This is a genomic window from Aquimarina ulvae (assembly GCF_053613295.3).
On record NZ_JBSIBP030000003.1, the window covers coordinates 436,859 to 454,829 of the forward strand.

The window sequence follows — 17,971 nt, forward strand, 5'->3', positions numbered from 1 at the left end:
TTAATGAATCACACCATGAAAAAACTTCTTATTATAATAGTAGTCTTTATAACTTATAATTCCAAGGCACAAATCCTTCCGGAAAGGGATAGAGCAGAGATCGTTGATCAAATCTTGGCAGATCGCTTTAATAAACTGTTACCTCAATTGATGGATCGTACTGGTATTGATATGTGGATTTTAATTTCGAGAGAATATAATGAAGATCCGGTGTTAAGAACGATGTTACCCGCTAAATGGTTGAATGCAAGAAGAAGAACCATATTAGTTTTTTACAGAAATAAAGAAAAGAATACCATAGAACAACTGGCAGTAGCAAGATACAATGTAGGGAAGTATATTGATTCTGCATGGGATAAAGAAAAGGAGCCCGATCAATGGAAAGCATTAATCGATATTATAGCAAAAAGAGATCCTAAAAAAATCGGTATAAATTATTCTAAGCATTTCGGAATCGTAGACGGAGTAGTAAAAACGGATTATGAAGCGTTTATGAACCAACTCCCTGAAAACTATAAACAAAGGGTGACTTCTGCAGAGAAATTGGCGATAGCCTGGATAGAAACCCGAACCGAACAGGAAATGGAGTTGTACAAAGAGCTGGTTCAAATAACGCACAATATCATTGCGGAAGCTTTTAGCACTAAAGTTATCAAGCCTGGAACTACAACTACAGATGATGTGGTTTGGTGGCTGCGACAAAAAGTAACAGATATGGGGTTGGATACATGGTTTCATCCTACGGTAGATATTCAGCGAAAAAATGAGCAATTAAAAGATCATATTGTTTCTTTTTCTAATAGACCCAATGATAAGATTATTAAGCAAGGTGACCTCATACATTGTGATTTTGGCATTACCTATTTAAGGCTCAATACAGACTGTCAGCAGCACGCTTATATTTTAAAAAATGGGGAGATGGCTCCACCTGATTATTTGATCAAAGCATTTTCTGATGGAAATCGTGTTCAGGATATTTTTACAGCTAATTTTGAAACCGGAAAAACTGGAAATGAAATTTTATCAAAATCGTTGGAAGAAGGTAAAGCAGAAGGTTTAAAGCCTGCAATTTATACGCACCCTTTAGGACTCTATGGTCATTCGTCAGGTACCACAATCGGCATGTGGGATTCGCAGGGCGGTGTACCTGTTAATGGAGATTATCCATTATACGAAAATACAGCATATGCGATAGAATTAAATACCACAGTCACTATTTCTGAGTGGAGTAAGGATATTAGAATCATGCTAGAGGAAGCAGGTTTTTGGGGGAAAGATGGATTTAGATATATCAACGAAAGGCAAACTGAATTGATCACCATTCCTAAAAGACAGTGATAAAAAAAACATCCGTAAATTTTTACGGATGTTTTCTAAAATTAAACTCAGAAGAAAGTTATAGGTCAATCTCTTCTGTAGTGCCATCTGGATAGGTTACTGTTGCTTTATTATCACAGGTTCCATCACCGTAATTGATAGAAGCACTTAACGCATTTTTGGTCATTACTAAAGTACCAGTAGTTATATATTCGCAAGTAAAAGATCCTTCTAAAGTAGGGTCAGTTGCTAATGAATAACTATCGCTACCTAAAGTTACAATCCAGCTACCACCAATAGTATAGCTAGCACTCGCTGTGCCAAGACCATTTACTGTATATGTTTTAGTACCTTGCTCAGAAGCTGTTGTACCATCAGCCTGCATAATGGATAAATCCGACACTACCGTATATACAAAATTTCCTCCATCAGTAGTGTCAAGTGAATAGGATGTACTCTTACTACCGTTAATTGAGTTTCCGGCATAAGTTAAATTATCAAAAGTAATTGTGGTTGATACTTCATTATTTTCGATAACTATAGTCACATTAATAGCACCACTAATAGATTCTCCATTTTCGGTAGTACAATCTGTAAAAGTAAGGGTGTATCCATTTTCAGTTATAGTAAAGTCCGCACAACCAGGTCTGTTAAATTTTGAGGATATTACAACATTAGACCGGTTCATAGAAATGTTGTCTAACGTTAAATCATCAATGAAATTAGAGATCTCTTCTACTTCCAAACTTTTCATAACATCTTCTTGAGTGATTTCAGTAGAAACCTTATCACCGTCATCATTGCTACAACTTATAATAAATAGAGCGGAAAGTATAGCAATACTTAATACTTTAATTTTTAAAAATGATTTGTTCATTATTTTTTGCTTTTTGTTTATAAATATTGAACTTAATAATACGTGTTTTAGTATGTTACGAGTAAGATTTTTAGTAAAAAACCGTATTGCAATAAAAATATAAAGACGATACAAGTATGTATCGCCTTTAGAACATTCTTTTGAAGAAATGAAAAATGTTATGCTATTTGACACATTCCCCAAAAACAAAAGAATTCTTCATATTCAAAGCCAGGTATCGAATTTAAAGCGCTACAATCAGAGTTACTGTAACAGCGCATGCCAATATTACCTCCATTTATAGATTTTTGCGCTCGCTTGTTTAAAACTTGAGTTCCCTTTACTTGTGTTATTTTTTTCATTTTAAGATTATTTGTTTTTATGTGTAACAAATACTTTAAGACAGTTGCCGTTTTCTGTCTGTTTTCGTTGAGAAGTTTCTTAATTTAATTATACTCAAACCTGTTCAGAATATTCCTAATTATTATTTTAGGTAAAAGAACATATAGCAAGTGTAATAGGGTTTCCATTGATTATTTTTTCAACTCCACAATTTCCTGAACAGCAATCACTATCATCAATGCACTTTCTCGCTACATTTTGACATCCGTAAGCACCTCCCTGAATCGATTTTTGATCCTCTTTTTTAAGAAGAACAACTCCATTTATTTTTATAACTTTATGAATCATGATATTGTATTTTAAAATTATAGTACATAAAAAATCCCCTAAGTATAACTTTGGGGAAATTGTAATTAATCTATTTGTTCAAAACAACGTCCAAAAGAACAACGTCCGCTACAAAGACTAAGGCATAGATCTCCATAGTACGTTCCTGCTTTAATAGTTTGTTGTTCGCTTTTGTTTAGCTTGTTAATCCCTTCTAAGTTTAGAATGTTGTCTAACATAATTTTAGTTTTAGTTACCTACTCTGTCATTGGCTTTTCAGTTTCCGCCTTTTTGAATCAATTATATAGCTTTGGCTATTTGCCGATTTATGGGCAATTTGGATTGCAAGGTGGATCTATTGGATTTCCGTCACCTCCTGTATTAGGTCTACGTACAGTTCTACCATCAGCCCACTTTCTAGGATCAGGATTTACTACCCAAATGCGTAATCCTCTACTAGCAAATTGATTGCGCTCATATTGAGATGATAATCGTAATGTAATGACTTGTTGTCCTTGAGCATTTGTTGTTAGTGTACGATTAGAACCTCTATAAGTTCCTATAATACTAGAACCGGTAGTAGTTCTGATATCTACATAAGAATTGTTATCAAAATTAGAACCTTTGATCCAAATACAATAATTATCATTACATCCTGGCCCTGCATTTGTTAATCTTGGAGTTCCATCTCTTTTTACGATAGCCGAATTATAAATACCTAAAAATAAATTCGAATTTGAACATTGGCTATTGAATATATATTCTTCAACGAAGTATCCGCTAGGAATCCCATCTTCAGAACATACAATGAGGTATTCGGGATTACTTTTTTCATTAATTTTATTTTCTAAAAGCACTTGTTCTTCCATAAAAGAATCATCTTCTTTTTGGCAACTGTGAACAGTTATTAATAGAAACATTACTGTAATTATTCTTAAATGATTTTTCATGTTATTAATTATGGTTTTAAAATGATTTATGATTCTCGTCGACTAGAATACATTGGTAAAATTATATGTAAATCATTGATTAAGAAAAAGAAGAAAAGTCAGTTTTATAAATTTGATCTTGTTTATAAATAGATTTTCTATAGGATTTTACTCATGAAAAAAGCGATTTCTTAAATTAATGAAATCGCTTTTTTCAGATTGATATTTTAGTGGTACTATTCCTTTTTTAAGATAGTGCCGTAAAATTGAATATTGTTGACTAAAAGGCCATAAATATATCTACCAGGAGGTAGAACATCATTAGCGTATGATATTGTCTTTGCACTATTATCAGGGGATCTCCAATAACCTTGTTTACTACAAAAATTTCCATTTCTGTCATAGATGGTGAGAACAACTATAGGGTGTGATTTTTTACTCATAAAAAATGTGAAATTTACCATATCCTCGAATGGATTAGGATAGGCCTTTATATTAGTATTGGCCGATTGTAACTCTGGAACATAATATCTAAATGTATTGTTATACTCATCTCGTTCGAATATTTCATTCTCTGAGTCTGCTACGATAAATACATAATCATTGACAATTTTTTGATACGTATTATCACTAAAAAATAAAGAAACAGATTTCCTTTCTCCTTTGCCTACCGGTTCCAATATGATTGATCCTAATAACTTATAATCATTTTCTTTATTCGAATAAAAATTAAGCTTAGATTTCTTGATCACATCCTTTTCCCCAATGTTTTCTATATAGCTTTTGATAATTACTCCATCCCTAATTCCACCTAAGTTGCTTTCTAGCACTTCGGCATTTGTTATTTCTAAATCTGCTAAAGAATTAGAATCGTAAATATCTACATTGAATTCCTTTTCATCAACTATAGTATTATTCGCATTTTCTTCTACTCTTAAAGTAAATAAATGATCCCTAGGTACAAGCTCATTATAGTGCACTAGATCAAGATAAAAGCTACCTAATAAAACCGTTGCCTCATTCCTTATTGTTGATTGAGTTCTTGTACCTGGATCTGGGCGAGTGGGTGGTATGATAATAGGAGTTAAGGTAGTTTGTATAAAATTAGGATGTATAAATAAAACTATATTTTTCTTTGTAGGAGGTATTTGTAAAGATTCCTCATATTTTCCATATACATTTATGGTTATTATTCCCCAAGCTAAGACTTTCAGGTCTAGAATATCTGATTGATTGATTTCTATTTCCCCTGAATTAACATTTACATCAACATTTATGGTAATGTCAAAATAATCATTGTGATTTTGTGAAAAAGAAGTTGTTGATGAAATTATTAGAAAAAATAGATAGTATAGTACTTGTTTGTAGTTCATTATTTAGTTTTTCGTATTCGTATTGTAAAAATAAAGCTTACATAGATAGTACTAATATCATTAGATAGTTATAAACATCAATTTTATAAAATTGATATTATTCTACTGGATATTTAAGAGGTTATTCGAAAGGATTGCTCTGCATCATTTATTTCTTTAATTACTTTCTTAATATAGTACGAATGACTTAATCCAGTTTGCTTTTTGAAAGCAGATGCAAAGGTGTTGACACTTCCGTACCCTAACTCACCAGCAATCGCCTTAATAGTATATGAGCGAAATTTTGCATCAGTGTTTAGTTTGTTTCTAAAATATTTAATCCTTAGTTCATTTATATAATCATTAAAAGATTGTTTGCGATATTCGTTAATTATTTTAGACAAATATGTGGTATTAGTTCCAATATTTTTCGCCGTGTTATAAAGATTACAATCCATATGTAAGTAAAATTTGGTTTCTTCTATGGATGATAATTTTTTTAATACACTTTTTACTTTTTTGTCAGTGATAAATTCTTTTTTTGAAAGAGTCACAGGGTTTGCCTTTAACGTTGTTTCTTGTATTCTTTCAGTCTTTAATTCTTCGTATAAAAGTTTATTTTTACGTTTGATTTTAACGTAAAAAATCGAGGCTATGACAGCTACAATTAATGTTACTAAAAAACTAATAATATAAAGGGTATTTCTGGAAACTAGATCTTGATTTTGTTCCTCTAGGTTTTCTAGATCATGGTCATACAGTTTTTCTTGCGCGCTCATATCATTTTGATATAGAGAATCGATAATTTTATTGTATGCTTTAGTATATTTAAATTGCAGATTTGTATCATTTAGTTTTTCACCACATCGGATTGCTAGTGCATATACTTCTTGTATTTTTTCGACTTCTATATCATCCTTTATAAGATCAAAGTTATCTAATAATAGATATTTTGCTTCACTGTACTTTTCTTGCGCATAAAGACAAGTAGCTATGTGAAGGTTAGCTGTAAAAAGATCCGGATCATTTTTTTTGTTTTCTTTTAAAATGTCGGCTTTGGTAATTTCTAAATAAGAAAGTGCTTTGCTATATTTTTTCTTACCAATATATGCTTCTCCTATATTGAGATTGAAGTCTATAATATATTCTTTGAGCCCTTGTTTTTCTGCATATTGTAGTCCTTTGTAATCATAATTTAAGGCTTCATCATAATCATTTATCTTATAGTAGCAAACTCCAATACCCTGAACAGCAGATAAGTACTTAGCATCATAATTATTCTGAGATTTATATGTTGGTTTCTCTAATAATGCTAATACCTCTTTTAAGGCTTCTAATGCTTTTTCGTGTTGATCCAGTCTAATACGGATTTGACCAATACTTATTAAATTTTCAATTTCGTGTTGTGTAAGATTATATTGTTTTATAATCTTTTTCATTAATAAATATTGTTTTAGCGCATTTTTTCGATCTCTTTTTTTTTGATATGCCCCACCAGTAATGGACAATCCACTTATTGTATAATTTCCGTTTCCTAATTTTTCACCAATTTTTACAGCAGTATTGGCATGCTCTATGGCTAAATCATAATTTTTACTTTTATATTTGATATACCCCAAATAATAGGAAGAAAAGAATTGAATGGTATCGTTTTCTTCTTTGATACCTCTAGCTAGATAAAGTTGATAACCTTCTTCAGCCAGTTCAGCATCACTTCCTATTTTCTGAAATAAGTAAGATTGTATGGTATCATGATCGATTTCATTCAAAATAAACTCCGTGTCTGTTTTGGAAATACTTTTTTCCTGAAAAGCCAATGCTTCATAAAAAGACATCAATAGTATTATTGATAATAAGGGTACTGTAATAACTCTCATAAGTAAAAAGATACGATATCTAAAAAGTATTTAGATATATAAATTTTATGTTTACAGTATTTGGATCAAATACCTATTAATAGTAATGCAACTTTAAAATAACTACTACTTTAATTGAACATTGGAATCGTTATTCCTTACACCTGTATCACTCCAAGATTAAATGGTTTTTCTATCGGAGCGTGGTCTGCAGCTTCAATCCCCATAGAAATCCATTTTCTGGTATCTAATGGATCAATAATCGCATCAGTCCATATCCTTGCAGCCGCATAATATGGTGAGATTTGTTGGTCATATTTTGCTTTAATTTTATCAAAGAGTACTTTTTCATCCTCTTCAGAGAGTTTTTCTCCTTTCTTTTTTAGGGAAGCAGTTTCTATTTGTGTTAGTACTTTGGCAGCCTGGGCACCTCCCATAACAGCAAGCTCTGCACTTGGCCAGGCACATATTAACCTAGGATCATAAGCTTTACCACACATCGCATAGTTTCCAGCACCGTAAGAATTACCTATAACGACAGTAAACTTTGGTACAACACTATTGCTTACTGCATTTACCATCTTTGCGCCATCTTTTATGATTCCTCCGTGTTCACTTTTGCTCCCAACCATAAACCCTGTAACATCCTGTAAAAATACCAACGGAATTTTCTTCTGATTACAATTAGCGATAAAGCGAGTTGCTTTATCTGCAGAATCAGAGTAGATAACCCCTCCAAATTGCATCTCGCCTTTTTTTGTCTTTACAATCTTACGTTGATTTGCAACAATGCCTACTGCCCATCCATCGATACGTGCATATCCCGTGATAATAGTTTGACCATAACCGGATTTATATTCTTCAAAATCTGAATCATCTACTAATCGATAAATGATTTCCATCATATCATATTGTTCGTTTCTTGCTTTTGGCAAAATTCCATAGATATCTTCTGGGTTTTCTTTTGGTTTAGAAGCTTTGATTCTGTTATATCCAGCTTTATCAAAGTCTCCGATTTTGGATACTATATTTTTTATAGTATCCAACGCATCTTTATCATCTTTAGATTTATAATCTGTTACACCAGAAATTTCGCAATGTGTTGTTGCACCACCTAATGTTTCATTATCAATACTCTCACCAATAGCAGCTTTTACTAAGTAGCTACCGGCAAGAAAAATACTTCCGGTCTTATCAACAATTAAGGCTTCGTCGCTCATTATTGGTAAATAAGCACCTCCAGCAACACAGCTTCCCATAACAGCCGCTATTTGGGTAATCCCCATGCTACTCATCACCGCATTATTTCTAAATATTCTTCCGAAATGTTCTTTATCAGGAAAAATCTCATCCTGCATAGGGAGATAAACTCCGGCACTATCTACAAGATATATAATCGGTAATTTATTTTCCATGGCAATTTCTTGTGCCCTTAGATTTTTTTTTCCAGTAATAGGAAACCACGCACCAGCTTTGACGGTGGCATCATTAGCTACTACGATACACTGCTTACCACTAATATATCCTATTTTGATGACAACCCCGCCGCTAGGGCATCCGCCATGTTCAGAATACATGTCCTCACCTGCAAACGCTCCAATTTCTATTGCTTCAGCAGTACTGTCTAACAAATAGTCTATTCGTTCTCTGGCTGTCATTTTGCCTTTGGCGTGTAGTTTTTCAATTCTTCTTTCTCCGCCTCCCAGCTTTACTTTTGCTAGTTTTTGACGTAGGGCAGAGACCAGTAGCTTATTGTGGTCTTCGTTTTTATTGAAGTTTATATCCATTTGTGTGTATTGTTTGCACGAAAATACAAAAATCAGAGAGTTTTTAAATCATTAAAACCGAAACGAAATACATGGATTGATTTTTCATATATAAGTTTCATAAACGTTACCGGTTGATATATCTATAAGCCGTTATATTACAGTTGGCTAATATCTTTTTTTTAGATTTTTAACAAAAGAAAGCAGTGTTATATTTACCTTAAAAACAGTTATTTAAGTATGAGTTTTACAATAATATCAATAATGAAATTAAACCTATTCTTGTTGGTGTCCTTGCTATACTATTTTTAGTGAACTTTACTACAGAAGAGTTACCTTACGATGAAAATATAATGTCAATTGCTAAACAAATAGATAGTACAATTTAGTTTCGAACGGATTATTATGATAATAAGAAATCACAAGATCACAATTTTACAGAAAAAAGACTAATGGTTTTACCGAAACCTACAAATCCGGGTTCAAAGAAATTTCTGCAGTAGGATATTGTTGCTGATTGAACTCAATTTAAAACTTCTGTAAATAACATTGAAACGTTTTCAATTAGTAATAAAACAGGTACTTACCATATAAGTTCCTGTTTTTATTAAAATCACTTCGATAACTATCTGTTTGACAATAGATAAGATATTTGATTAGTTGAAGATCTATACAAAAAGCTGTTTTTTGACGATAAAATACCGATATTTGTATGCTGTTTTTGATTTGATACTAAAAAACACTAAACTAAATAACTTGCTATGGGAATGAATAAAAATACAGTATTAGCGTGGGCTACATTTATAATGATTCTAGCTGGACTTGGATTGATAGCTTTGGGAGCTTTTAGATACAGAGATGTTTCTGGTTGGGGTTTTGCAGCGGTTGGCGTTGGATTTCTTGCAAATGCTTGGGTATTTAATGCCTTGAAGGGTAGAGTATAACTAATTAAGAATTAAGATTAAAAGATATTATTTAAAATAATTTAGGGGCTTATGTCAGACGATAAAAAGATTATCTTTTCTATGTCTGGAGTTACAAAAACTTATAAAAGTGCAAATACTCCAGTTCTAAAAAATATATATTTAAGTTTTTTTTACGGTGCAAAAATTGGTATTCTGGGACTTAATGGTTCCGGGAAATCAACGTTGCTTAAGATCATTGCGGGTATTGATAAGAACTATCAAGGTGATGTAGTGTTCTCTTCTGATTATACTGTTGGATATTTAGAACAAGAACCTCAATTGGATCCGGACAAAACAGTTATGGAGGTTGTAAAAGAAGGAGCTTCAGAGATGGTTGCTGTTCTTAATGAATATAATAAAATCAATGATAGTTTTGGTCTGGAAGAAGTATATAGCGATGCGGATAAAATGCAGAAGCTTATGGATCGACAGGCAGTCTTACAAGATCAAATTGATGCAGGTAATGGATGGGAGCTTGACACCAAGCTAGAAATTGCTATGGACGCTTTAAGAACCCCGGATCCAGATAAAAAAATAGAAGTGCTATCGGGTGGGGAACGAAGACGGGTTGCACTTTGTCGTTTGTTGCTAAAGGAACCAGACGTATTATTATTAGATGAACCAACGAACCATCTAGATGCAGAATCTGTACATTGGTTAGAGCATCATTTGGCTCAATATAAAGGAACAGTGATAGCAGTGACTCACGATAGATATTTCTTAGATAATGTTGCAGGTTGGATCTTAGAGTTGGATAGAGGAGAAGGAATTCCCTGGAAAGGAAATTATTCTTCTTGGTTAGATCAAAAGTCTAAACGTTTGGCACAAGAGAGTAAATCAGCTTCAAAGCGTCAGAAAACATTAGAACGAGAATTAGAATGGGTTCGTCAGGGTGCTAAAGGAAGACAAACCAAGCAAAAAGCACGTTTGAAGAACTATGATAAATTGATGAGCCAGGATCAAAAACAGCTGGATGAAAAATTAGAAATATATATTCCAAATGGACCTCGGTTAGGAACTAATGTATTAGAAGCTTCGGGAATCAGTAAAGCGTATGGTGATAAACTGTTATATGAAGATCTTAATTTTAAACTTCCTCAGGCGGGAATCGTTGGAATCATAGGACCCAACGGAGCGGGGAAAACTACTATTTTTAAGATGATTATGGGTGAAGAAACTCCGGACAAAGGTAGTTTTACTGTAGGGGAAACTGCAAAAATCGCCTACGTAGATCAAGCGCATTCTAATATTGATCCGGATAAATCGATTTGGCAGAACTTTAGTGATGAACACGATTTAATCATGATGGGAGGTAAAGAAGTAAATTCTAGAGCATACCTAAGTCGTTTTAATTTTGGAGGAAGCGAACAAAATAAGAAAGTATCCACGCTTTCCGGAGGAGAACGCAATAGATTACATTTAGCAATGACACTTAAGGAAGAAGGTAATGTGTTACTTTTAGATGAACCTACTAACGATCTTGATGTCAACACATTAAGAGCTTTAGAAGAAGGACTTGAGAACTTTGCCGGTTGTGCGGTGGTTATCTCTCACGACCGTTGGTTTCTTGATCGAATTTGTACCCACATATTAGCTTTTGAAGGAGATTCTCAGGTATATTTTTTCGAGGGTAGTTTTTCTGATTATGAGGAAAATAAGAAGAAACGTCTAGGCGGAGATTTAATGCCAAAACGTATTAAGTATAAAAAATTAGTGCGATAATTTTTTTAATCTGTATGTTATGTTTTTTCTAGGTTCTATTTGTTATTTGTAGCAATATTCATATCTAATTTAGTAAATGCGCTAGTTTCTTATTAAGATACATTAGTTTTACATGATGGTTCTCAATTTGCAGGTAAAATAAATATTAAAACGAACAAAATAGTTATCAAACCCAATGCAAATAGTAAGAAACAGGTATACAATAAAAATTTAGTAAAGTCCGTAACCTGGGTAAGTAGAAAAGGGAACGTAAAAAAGAATATTATAAAGAAATAGGGAAAACGAATAGAGTTTATAGACTTGAAAAGTTGATGGCAGGAAAACTGGAATACTTTCTAAATGAAATTACCGGTCAAAATGGAGAAGTTTACATAACATATTTTTTAGGACAACATAATGATAATTTTGTAACGAAAATTAAACATGGTTCGAGATTTAAGAAATTTCAAAAAGTCATTGATGATTTTTTTCAGATTGTAATGAACTTATGGAAAGAATTAAATCAAATGAATTTGGTCAGGATATTAATGCACTACCCAAAATTGTTTATTTTTTTAATAACCACTGTAATTGATGCTTGAAAATATTAAAGTTATTGCTTTTGATGCGGACGACACCTTATGGGTAAATGAAACATTTTTTAGAAAAGCTGAAGATGAGTTTTGTGAATTAGTGTCAGAGTATCTTCCTAAAGAGCAAGCTAATAAACTTCTCTTTGAGGTAGAAATGCAAAATCTCGATTTGTATGGTTATGGTATCAAACCCTTTACACTTTCGTTGATAGAAGCTGCCATCAAGATTACTAATGGGAAGATAACTATCCAGTTGGTTGAAAAACTAATCGCAAAAGGGAAGCAGATGCTACAGGAACCAGTGGAGTTGATAGATGGAGTAGAAGAGACGCTTCAATATTTATCCAAAAAATATCGGTTGGTCGTAGCTACCAAAGGTGATTTATTGGATCAGGAACGAAAATTGGTTAAATCAGGTTTAGAAAAGTATTTTCATCATATAGAAATTGTTTCCAATAAAACAGAAAAGCAGTATAAAAAACTCGTAAACCATCTAGATATTAACGAAACGGAATTTCTGATGGTTGGCAATTCGCTAAAATCAGATATTTTACCCGTTCTTACTATTGGTGCGCATGCATTTCATATTCCATTTCATACCACCTGGGTGCATGAGGTACATCACGGAGCTATCGATCATCCTAATTTTAGAAGCTTGACCAATTCAAAAGAATTACTAAAATATTTGTAATGAATAAAAGGGAACTAAATCTCAAGACTTGGAATAGAAAAGAACATTATGAGTTTTTTAGTGCTTTTGATGAACCATTTTTTGGAATAGTTTCAACGGTAGATTTTACGTCAGGGTATCAAAAAATTAAAGACAATGGTTACCCATATTTTTTGTTTTACTTACATAAAGCAATTAAAGCAGCTAATAAGGTAGAACCTTTTCGATATAGAATAGAAGAAAACAACGTATACGTGTACGATCAAGTACATGCTTCTGCCACTATCGGAAGAGAAGATCATACATTTGGTTTTTCGTTTATAACTTTTGATGAAGATTTTAAAGTTTTCCAGAAAAATGCGCTTCTAGAAATAGAAGCTGTTAAAAACTCAGTAGGATTGCGACATAATGATGATGCAAAACGAACGGATAGTCTACATATTTCCTCAATTCCTTGGTATAATTTTACAGGAATTTCTCACGCCAGGCATTTTCAGTATCGGGATAGTGTACCCAAAATTTCATTTGGAAAATATACAAAAGAAGGTAATAAAATGAATTTACCAATCTCTATTCATGTACATCACGGACTGATGGATGGTTACCATGTAGGGTTATTTCTGGAAGAATTTCAGCGTTTGTTAAACCAGTAATTACAGACTTCTTAGATTGTAGTGTGAGCCTTAAAAAGGAAACAGTAGGATAATAGTACCTATTTAAATGACTTATGTATTCACTAGATTTTTTTACATAAAATTAGATCAAGTAGTATCCTAATTGCCTTGCTGTAATATTTCTTTTAACTCAATCACTTCGCCAACGTGCATGCTTTGTAGTCTAATATTTCCAACTCTAACCCTAACCAATCGTAATGTCGGAAAACCAATTGCAGATGTCATTTTTCGGACTTGTCTGAATTTACCTTCTTGTAATGTGATAGAAACCCAACTGGTAGGGCCATGCCTTTCATCTCTTATTTTTTTTGATCTTTTGGGAAGATCAGGAAAGTCTTTAATTCTAAAAGCTTTGCAGGGCTTTGTAGTGTATTTTTTTCCGTCAAAACCAATCTCAATACCATTTTGCAACATTATGATAGCATCAGCAGTAATATTTCCATCCACTTGTGCATAGTATTCTTTTTCTATACCACCACTACAAATAAGATTACTCGTTTTACCATCTGTTGTTAGTAACAATAATCCTTCTGATTTTTCATCTAATCGTCCAACAGCCATGATTCCACTTGGGAAATCAAATAGTTCTCCAAGAAGTTTTTTGGAATGTTGCTTTTGACCATTGTTAACAAATTGACTTAGATAGCCGTACGGTTTGTATATCATAAAATGTCTATGATCTTCCGTCTTATTATTGAGCATTATGGATTCAATGTTTATAATGGAATACTAATTAAATACCGTCAAATGTAATAATTGTAAAAACGTGATACGAATTTTTTATAATTTAAAGTGAGCATTGATACTAGGTATTTAACTAATTGAAACTGTATTTAGTTACCTTGTACTTCAGGAATATTTAAGTAATATCAATACTACTGAACCGAAAGCTATATTTTTTTGGATACATCAAATTAGTTAATTTAAAAAGGATCATTTATCTTTGTAAAAAATAAGTACAAATCGATTGCTATTTTATGCTCTTTGTACTTGGTCGTTGTAACCACTGGGTTAATTGTTCGGTAAATCAATCTTTTAGAATTGTCATTTTCCAATCATTCGTTTAGTATTTCGATGACAGTTCATATTTTAAAAATTAATTATACATATACTGAATGGCAAAATCACAACAGACTTTTAGCAAGATTGAAAAAGAAAAAAAGAAATTAAAGAAACGAGAGGAAAAGCAGAAAAAGAAGGAGGAACGTAGAGCAAATTCTAAAAAGGGGAGTGGTTTCGATAATATGATTGCTTATGTTGATGAAAATGGCCACCTTACAGATACTCCTCCAGATCCCTCAAAAAAGAAAAAAGTAAAAGCAGAGAATATAGAAATTGGTATTCCTAAAAAGGAACATGTCGAAGAGGATCCTATCAAAAAGGGTAAAGTAGCATTTTTTAATGACTCTAAAGGATATGGTTTTATTACTGAGCAAGAATCTCAAGAAAAATATTTTGTGCATGTCAATGGTTTGATGCAAGAAGTGCAAGAAGGGGATAAAGTTACTTTTGAACTAGAAATGGGAATGAAAGGATTGAATGCAGTAAGAGTTAAGAAAGTTTAACACTTACACTTAATAAAATAAATTATCAAAAAGGCAATTACATATAATTATTCGTAATTGCCTTTTTGATTTTACTGTACTATTTTTTAGTGCCTGGTAATATCTCCAGAACCAGAAACCTTTTTGTCTTCTCTTTCTGGATTCCCTTGATAATCAATATCTCCAGAACCAGTTACACGAGCTTTTAAAGAAGCAGTAGAAGTAATTTTTATATCTCCAGAGCCTGTTACAGATGCAATTACATCTTTGGCTTTCAGGTCATATGCTTTTACATCTCCTGATCCGGTAACCTTGCATTCCAAATTATCTGTAGTACCTCTTAATTCCAAATCTCCGCTTCCTGAAACGTAACTTTCCATACGAATAGCTTCTACAGCGAGCCTAATGTCTCCAGAACCAGAAACACTGGTTTTAAAATTCGAAGCTTTGATAACATCGTTGCCATAAATATCTCCGGATCCTGATAAACTCACTTCGTCTAAATCCTTAAAAGGAACAGTAATCAATAGCTTTTTGCCTTTACTTACTTTTAGGTAATATCCTTTTTCAACATAAATTTTTAATGCTTCACCTTCGATTTCGGTTTTCACATATGGAATGAGATTACTTTCTCCTTCGATTTTTATCGCTCCTTCTGTTCCAGAAACAAGTGCTACATCCAAGCTTCCTTTAACTTTTACCTGATCGTAGTCTGACAAGCTTCTGGTTTTGGTAACTACGTTACCATCACCTTCTATTTTTTTACCGTTCCCCCACCATTGTGCGTGAATCGATGTTACTCCGCACAACGCTAAACTTAAAATAATTGTTACTGTTCTCATAATTGATTGAATATTTGATGATTAATTTTTTCTTAGTTTTACTCCACCATAACTAGTATATATACTAATTGTCGCCCCATTATTTTTTTGACCGTGATAACCTTGATAATCTTTGCTGGAGTTATCTTTATTCTTTTTTAGCGTATTAATATCATCATCCAGATTGATACCTCCATAAGATGTTTTAATAATAAAATCGAAATTCAAATTGGCACTATAACCTATATCAACACCAGTGTAATCAGTTCTTATGGTAACGTTTTTTGTGGTAGCTTCCAGGTTTTGAATATCAATAGATCCATAATCCGAGTTGATATCGATTTCCTTACTGACATTTCCGATATTGGTATCTAGATAATCTCCGTTTCCTTTAAAAATTACTACATTTTCTACTTTTAGACTTCCATAATCACAATTGTAATTAAGTTCTTTTACCGCCTTTATTGTGGATTGAGTATAATCGGCATTAAGAAGTATTTCTTCTCCGTTTTCTAAAATGAAATCAGAATAATCAGCATTTATTTTTCCATTTTTAATATACTTTATGGTGCTATTATGTGTATAATCTATACTGATGTAATTATCATTTCCCATTAATTCACCAATGATAATTTGTCCGTAATCACAGTTTATTCTTGCATTACCTTTTATTTTATCAAGTGTGATGCTTCCATAGTCATTGCTAAGATCAATACTATTTGTAGCGGGAACTTTGACCGTGTAATTAATTTCCATTTTTATATTACTTCCTCCCCAACCATCTGAAAGTTTTGACCACCAGGATTTTCCATCTTTATCAAAGGTAGTTTTTGCGCTGACTAATTGGGAGGTAGCCTCAAAAACTACATCAATACTTTCTAGCTTTTGTATCACTTTTTCCTCATCATTTCCATTAACTTTTATGCTAATTTCCATGACAATCCTGTTTTGATTCCAAGAAGTGACATCTAGGTTTCCGTAGTCATTACTGATTTTTAATAAAGCATCACTACTTACCGAAAACTCTTTTTTTAATGATTTTTCTTTGGTATATTTTCCTTTCATTCCATTGTCTCCACTTGCAATAGTTATTGCAGGCACTAGGAATAGTATACAGATTATTTTATAGTATATTGGTTTCATTTTCTGATAATTTTAATTCGTTGACATTGTTAATTTTTTCTAGTACTTGTTCCAGTAATAATGCTCGTTTCTGAAAGTTTTTAACCATCGCGCTGATTACTCTCTTGTCATTACTGCTTTCTACTAGGTCTTTTTTTAGAATTTCATAACTAGTTTCTAATTTTTGTAATTGCAGCATAGCATCTGTAACTAATTCTGCAGTTGCCGCAGAAGAATTGTTGTTAATTTCTTCCAACTGCGAAGTAATAGCTACTGTAAAAAAATTCTGGGTATCCTCCATTTGTGGAGAAACACTTGCTAAATCAGCTTTTTCTTTATCTTTAAAAATAGGAGCAATCGATACCATTCCTATAAGTATAGCAATAGAAGCAGCAATTGCTAATGGTTTGATCCAATTTCGTTTTTTAGGGTGTAAGGTTACAACGTTGTTTTGCTCTTGTAGCTTTTCTAAAAAACGTATCTTATGATCAGCCGATGGTTCAAAAATATCAAGTTGATTTTCCATACGTTTAAACAATTTTTCTATTTCATCTTCAGTTTTCATGCAACTAGTAATTTTTTTCGTAAACTTTCTTTTGCGCGAGAAATAAGTGTACGACAATTAGAATACGATATATTCAAAATTTCACAGATCTCTTCATAATCATACCCTTCTATAAGGTGTAATGATAATGCAGTACTATAGCTTTCTTTTAATTCTTTTAGTGTATGTAAAACAGCATTTGCTTTAACACTTGCTAATTCATCTCTTACAACCCCTTCTGTTTCATCTGTAAGCGCATATGCTACGGTTTCTAAAGGGACCTCACCATAAATAGTACGTTTACGAGATATTGTAAGACTTGAATTAATAACTATTCTTTTTAACCACGAACCAAATAACTTATTATCTTCCAGCATCGATAGCTTAGTGAAAGCTGTTAAAAACGCTTCCTGCATTACGTCTTCAGCTTCTGCAGAATCTTTTATAATCCTAAAAGCACTATTGTACATAGCTTTATAATAGCGATTATAAATTTCCATCTGTGCTCCCTGATCACATTTGCGGCATCTTTCTACCAGTTGCTCAGTATTTAGTTTAGTTAGTGTCAAAAACTTCAGTTTACTTTATATAA

The 17,971-nt window shown here is 32.6% G+C and carries 20 protein-coding genes; 7 read left to right on the plus strand and 13 right to left on the minus strand.

Annotated features, from left to right (window positions below; genetic code table 11):
• The first annotated feature begins 15 nt into the window (after positions 1 to 15).
• Positions 16 to 1,338, plus strand: a complete 1,323-nt coding sequence (locus ACWGOQ_RS08930) for a M24 family metallopeptidase (protein ID WP_452057601.1) — start codon at positions 16 to 18, stop codon at positions 1,336 to 1,338.
• Between the two features lie 58 nt (positions 1,339 to 1,396).
• Here ACWGOQ_RS08930 and ACWGOQ_RS08935 read toward each other — a convergent pair whose 3' ends face one another.
• The 8 genes from ACWGOQ_RS08935 to ACWGOQ_RS08970 all read right to left on the minus strand — a co-directional run bounded on the left by ACWGOQ_RS08935 (position 1,397) and on the right by ACWGOQ_RS08970 (position 8,766).
• Positions 1,397 to 2,194, minus strand: coding sequence for a hypothetical protein (locus ACWGOQ_RS08935; protein WP_452057602.1), 798 nt, complete (start codon positions 2,192 to 2,194; stop codon positions 1,397 to 1,399).
• 158 nt (positions 2,195 to 2,352) lie between these two features.
• Positions 2,353 to 2,535: a hypothetical protein gene (locus tag ACWGOQ_RS08940; protein WP_452057603.1), complete on the minus strand. Its 183-nt coding sequence runs from the start codon at positions 2,533 to 2,535 to the stop codon at positions 2,353 to 2,355.
• 127 nt (positions 2,536 to 2,662) lie between these two features.
• Positions 2,663 to 2,863, minus strand: coding sequence for a hypothetical protein (locus ACWGOQ_RS08945; RefSeq protein WP_452057604.1), 201 nt, complete (start codon positions 2,861 to 2,863; stop codon positions 2,663 to 2,665).
• Between the two features lie 65 nt (positions 2,864 to 2,928).
• The gene (locus tag ACWGOQ_RS08950; RefSeq protein ID WP_452057605.1) at positions 2,929 to 3,081 is read right to left on the minus strand and encodes a hypothetical protein; all 153 of its coding nucleotides are present in this window, start codon (positions 3,079 to 3,081) and stop codon (positions 2,929 to 2,931) included.
• Between the two features lie 87 nt (positions 3,082 to 3,168).
• Positions 3,169 to 3,792: a hypothetical protein gene (locus ACWGOQ_RS08955; protein ID WP_452057606.1), complete on the minus strand. Its 624-nt coding sequence runs from the start codon at positions 3,790 to 3,792 to the stop codon at positions 3,169 to 3,171.
• A 215-nt stretch (positions 3,793 to 4,007) separates the two neighbouring features.
• Positions 4,008 to 5,144, minus strand: a complete 1,137-nt coding sequence (locus ACWGOQ_RS08960) for a CARDB domain-containing protein (RefSeq protein ID WP_452057607.1) — start codon at positions 5,142 to 5,144, stop codon at positions 4,008 to 4,010.
• Positions 5,145 to 5,257: 113 nt separating this feature from the next.
• Positions 5,258 to 7,000 (minus strand): helix-turn-helix domain-containing protein, encoded by a 1,743-nt coding sequence (locus tag ACWGOQ_RS08965; RefSeq protein WP_452057608.1) that lies wholly within the window; start codon positions 6,998 to 7,000, stop codon positions 5,258 to 5,260.
• A 137-nt stretch (positions 7,001 to 7,137) separates the two neighbouring features.
• Positions 7,138 to 8,766: an acyl-CoA carboxylase subunit beta gene (locus ACWGOQ_RS08970; protein ID WP_452057609.1), complete on the minus strand. Its 1,629-nt coding sequence runs from the start codon at positions 8,764 to 8,766 to the stop codon at positions 7,138 to 7,140.
• Between the two features lie 740 nt (positions 8,767 to 9,506).
• Between ACWGOQ_RS08970 and ACWGOQ_RS08975 the strand changes: the two genes are divergently transcribed.
• From ACWGOQ_RS08975 to ACWGOQ_RS08995, 5 genes are all read left to right on the plus strand, one after another.
• Positions 9,507 to 9,689, plus strand: coding sequence for a CAL67264 family membrane protein (locus ACWGOQ_RS08975; protein WP_211073417.1), 183 nt, complete (start codon positions 9,507 to 9,509; stop codon positions 9,687 to 9,689).
• A gap of 51 nt (positions 9,690 to 9,740) precedes the next feature.
• Positions 9,741 to 11,432 (plus strand): energy-dependent translational throttle protein EttA, encoded by a 1,692-nt coding sequence (gene ettA / locus ACWGOQ_RS08980; protein ID WP_452057610.1) that lies wholly within the window; start codon positions 9,741 to 9,743, stop codon positions 11,430 to 11,432.
• Positions 11,433 to 11,743: 311 nt separating this feature from the next.
• On the plus strand, positions 11,744 to 12,013 hold the full coding sequence (locus tag ACWGOQ_RS08985) for a hypothetical protein (protein ID WP_452057611.1): 270 nt from the start codon (positions 11,744 to 11,746) through the stop codon (positions 12,011 to 12,013).
• The gene (locus ACWGOQ_RS08990; RefSeq protein ID WP_452057612.1) at positions 12,006 to 12,695 is read left to right on the plus strand and encodes an HAD family hydrolase; all 690 of its coding nucleotides are present in this window, start codon (positions 12,006 to 12,008) and stop codon (positions 12,693 to 12,695) included. Before ACWGOQ_RS08985 ends, ACWGOQ_RS08990 begins: the two co-directional genes overlap by 8 nt.
• Positions 12,695 to 13,327: a CatA-like O-acetyltransferase gene (locus tag ACWGOQ_RS08995; protein WP_452057613.1), complete on the plus strand. Its 633-nt coding sequence runs from the start codon at positions 12,695 to 12,697 to the stop codon at positions 13,325 to 13,327. The genes ACWGOQ_RS08990 and ACWGOQ_RS08995 overlap by 1 nt, the downstream gene beginning before the upstream one ends.
• 120 nt (positions 13,328 to 13,447) lie before the next feature.
• Here ACWGOQ_RS08995 and ACWGOQ_RS09000 read toward each other — a convergent pair whose 3' ends face one another.
• Complete coding sequence (locus tag ACWGOQ_RS09000; RefSeq protein ID WP_452057614.1) at positions 13,448 to 14,050, minus strand: pseudouridine synthase; 603 nt, start codon at positions 14,048 to 14,050, stop codon at positions 13,448 to 13,450.
• 413 nt (positions 14,051 to 14,463) lie between these two features.
• On the opposite strand from ACWGOQ_RS09000, the gene ACWGOQ_RS09005 reads away from it, so the two are divergent.
• The gene (locus tag ACWGOQ_RS09005) at positions 14,464 to 14,913 is read left to right on the plus strand and encodes a cold-shock protein (protein ID WP_452057615.1); all 450 of its coding nucleotides are present in this window, start codon (positions 14,464 to 14,466) and stop codon (positions 14,911 to 14,913) included.
• Between the two features lie 86 nt (positions 14,914 to 14,999).
• Here ACWGOQ_RS09005 and ACWGOQ_RS09010 read toward each other — a convergent pair whose 3' ends face one another.
• Genes ACWGOQ_RS09010 through ACWGOQ_RS09025 form a run of 4 tightly spaced genes read right to left on the minus strand, consistent with a single transcriptional unit; the run spans position 15,000 to position 17,948 of the window.
• On the minus strand, positions 15,000 to 15,734 hold the full coding sequence (locus tag ACWGOQ_RS09010; protein WP_452057616.1) for a head GIN domain-containing protein: 735 nt from the start codon (positions 15,732 to 15,734) through the stop codon (positions 15,000 to 15,002).
• 21 nt (positions 15,735 to 15,755) lie between these two features.
• Positions 15,756 to 16,856 (minus strand): DUF4097 family beta strand repeat-containing protein, encoded by a 1,101-nt coding sequence (locus ACWGOQ_RS09015; RefSeq protein WP_452057617.1) that lies wholly within the window; start codon positions 16,854 to 16,856, stop codon positions 15,756 to 15,758.
• Entirely contained in the window at positions 16,837 to 17,400 is a 564-nt protein-coding gene (locus ACWGOQ_RS09020) for a hypothetical protein (RefSeq protein ID WP_452057618.1), read from the minus strand. The genes ACWGOQ_RS09015 and ACWGOQ_RS09020 overlap by 20 nt, the downstream gene beginning before the upstream one ends.
• Entirely contained in the window at positions 17,397 to 17,948 is a 552-nt protein-coding gene (locus ACWGOQ_RS09025) for an RNA polymerase sigma factor (protein WP_452057619.1), read from the minus strand. Before ACWGOQ_RS09025 ends, ACWGOQ_RS09020 begins: the two co-directional genes overlap by 4 nt.
• Between the last annotated feature and the right edge of the window lie 23 nt (positions 17,949 to 17,971).

Bases quoted from the DNA above. Each gene is read 5' to 3' on its own strand.
- ACWGOQ_RS08930 (WP_452057601.1), top strand. From the start codon at position 16: ATGAAAAAACTTCTTATTATAATAGTAGTCTTTATAACTTATAATTCC.
- ACWGOQ_RS08935 (WP_452057602.1), bottom strand. From the start codon at position 2,194: ATGAACAAATCATTTTTAAAAATTAAAGTATTAAGTATTGCTATACTT.
- ACWGOQ_RS08940 (WP_452057603.1), bottom strand. From the start codon at position 2,535: ATGAAAAAAATAACACAAGTAAAGGGAACTCAAGTTTTAAACAAGCGA.
- ACWGOQ_RS08945 (WP_452057604.1), bottom strand. From the start codon at position 2,863: ATGATTCATAAAGTTATAAAAATAAATGGAGTTGTTCTTCTTAAAAAA.
- ACWGOQ_RS08950 (WP_452057605.1), bottom strand. From the start codon at position 3,081: ATGTTAGACAACATTCTAAACTTAGAAGGGATTAACAAGCTAAACAAA.
- ACWGOQ_RS08955 (WP_452057606.1), bottom strand. From the start codon at position 3,792: ATGAAAAATCATTTAAGAATAATTACAGTAATGTTTCTATTAATAACT.
- ACWGOQ_RS08960 (WP_452057607.1), bottom strand. From the start codon at position 5,144: ATGAACTACAAACAAGTACTATACTATCTATTTTTTCTAATAATTTCA.
- ACWGOQ_RS08965 (WP_452057608.1), bottom strand. From the start codon at position 7,000: ATGAGAGTTATTACAGTACCCTTATTATCAATAATACTATTGATGTCT.
- ACWGOQ_RS08970 (WP_452057609.1), bottom strand. From the start codon at position 8,766: ATGGATATAAACTTCAATAAAAACGAAGACCACAATAAGCTACTGGTC.
- ACWGOQ_RS08975 (WP_211073417.1), top strand. From the start codon at position 9,507: ATGGGAATGAATAAAAATACAGTATTAGCGTGGGCTACATTTATAATG.
- ettA (WP_452057610.1), top strand. From the start codon at position 9,741: ATGTCAGACGATAAAAAGATTATCTTTTCTATGTCTGGAGTTACAAAA.
- ACWGOQ_RS08985 (WP_452057611.1), top strand. From the start codon at position 11,744: ATGGCAGGAAAACTGGAATACTTTCTAAATGAAATTACCGGTCAAAAT.
- ACWGOQ_RS08990 (WP_452057612.1), top strand. From the start codon at position 12,006: ATGCTTGAAAATATTAAAGTTATTGCTTTTGATGCGGACGACACCTTA.
- ACWGOQ_RS08995 (WP_452057613.1), top strand. From the start codon at position 12,695: ATGAATAAAAGGGAACTAAATCTCAAGACTTGGAATAGAAAAGAACAT.
- ACWGOQ_RS09000 (WP_452057614.1), bottom strand. From the start codon at position 14,050: ATGCTCAATAATAAGACGGAAGATCATAGACATTTTATGATATACAAA.
- ACWGOQ_RS09005 (WP_452057615.1), top strand. From the start codon at position 14,464: ATGGCAAAATCACAACAGACTTTTAGCAAGATTGAAAAAGAAAAAAAG.
- ACWGOQ_RS09010 (WP_452057616.1), bottom strand. From the start codon at position 15,734: ATGAGAACAGTAACAATTATTTTAAGTTTAGCGTTGTGCGGAGTAACA.
- ACWGOQ_RS09015 (WP_452057617.1), bottom strand. From the start codon at position 16,856: ATGAAACCAATATACTATAAAATAATCTGTATACTATTCCTAGTGCCT.
- ACWGOQ_RS09020 (WP_452057618.1), bottom strand. From the start codon at position 17,400: ATGAAAACTGAAGATGAAATAGAAAAATTGTTTAAACGTATGGAAAAT.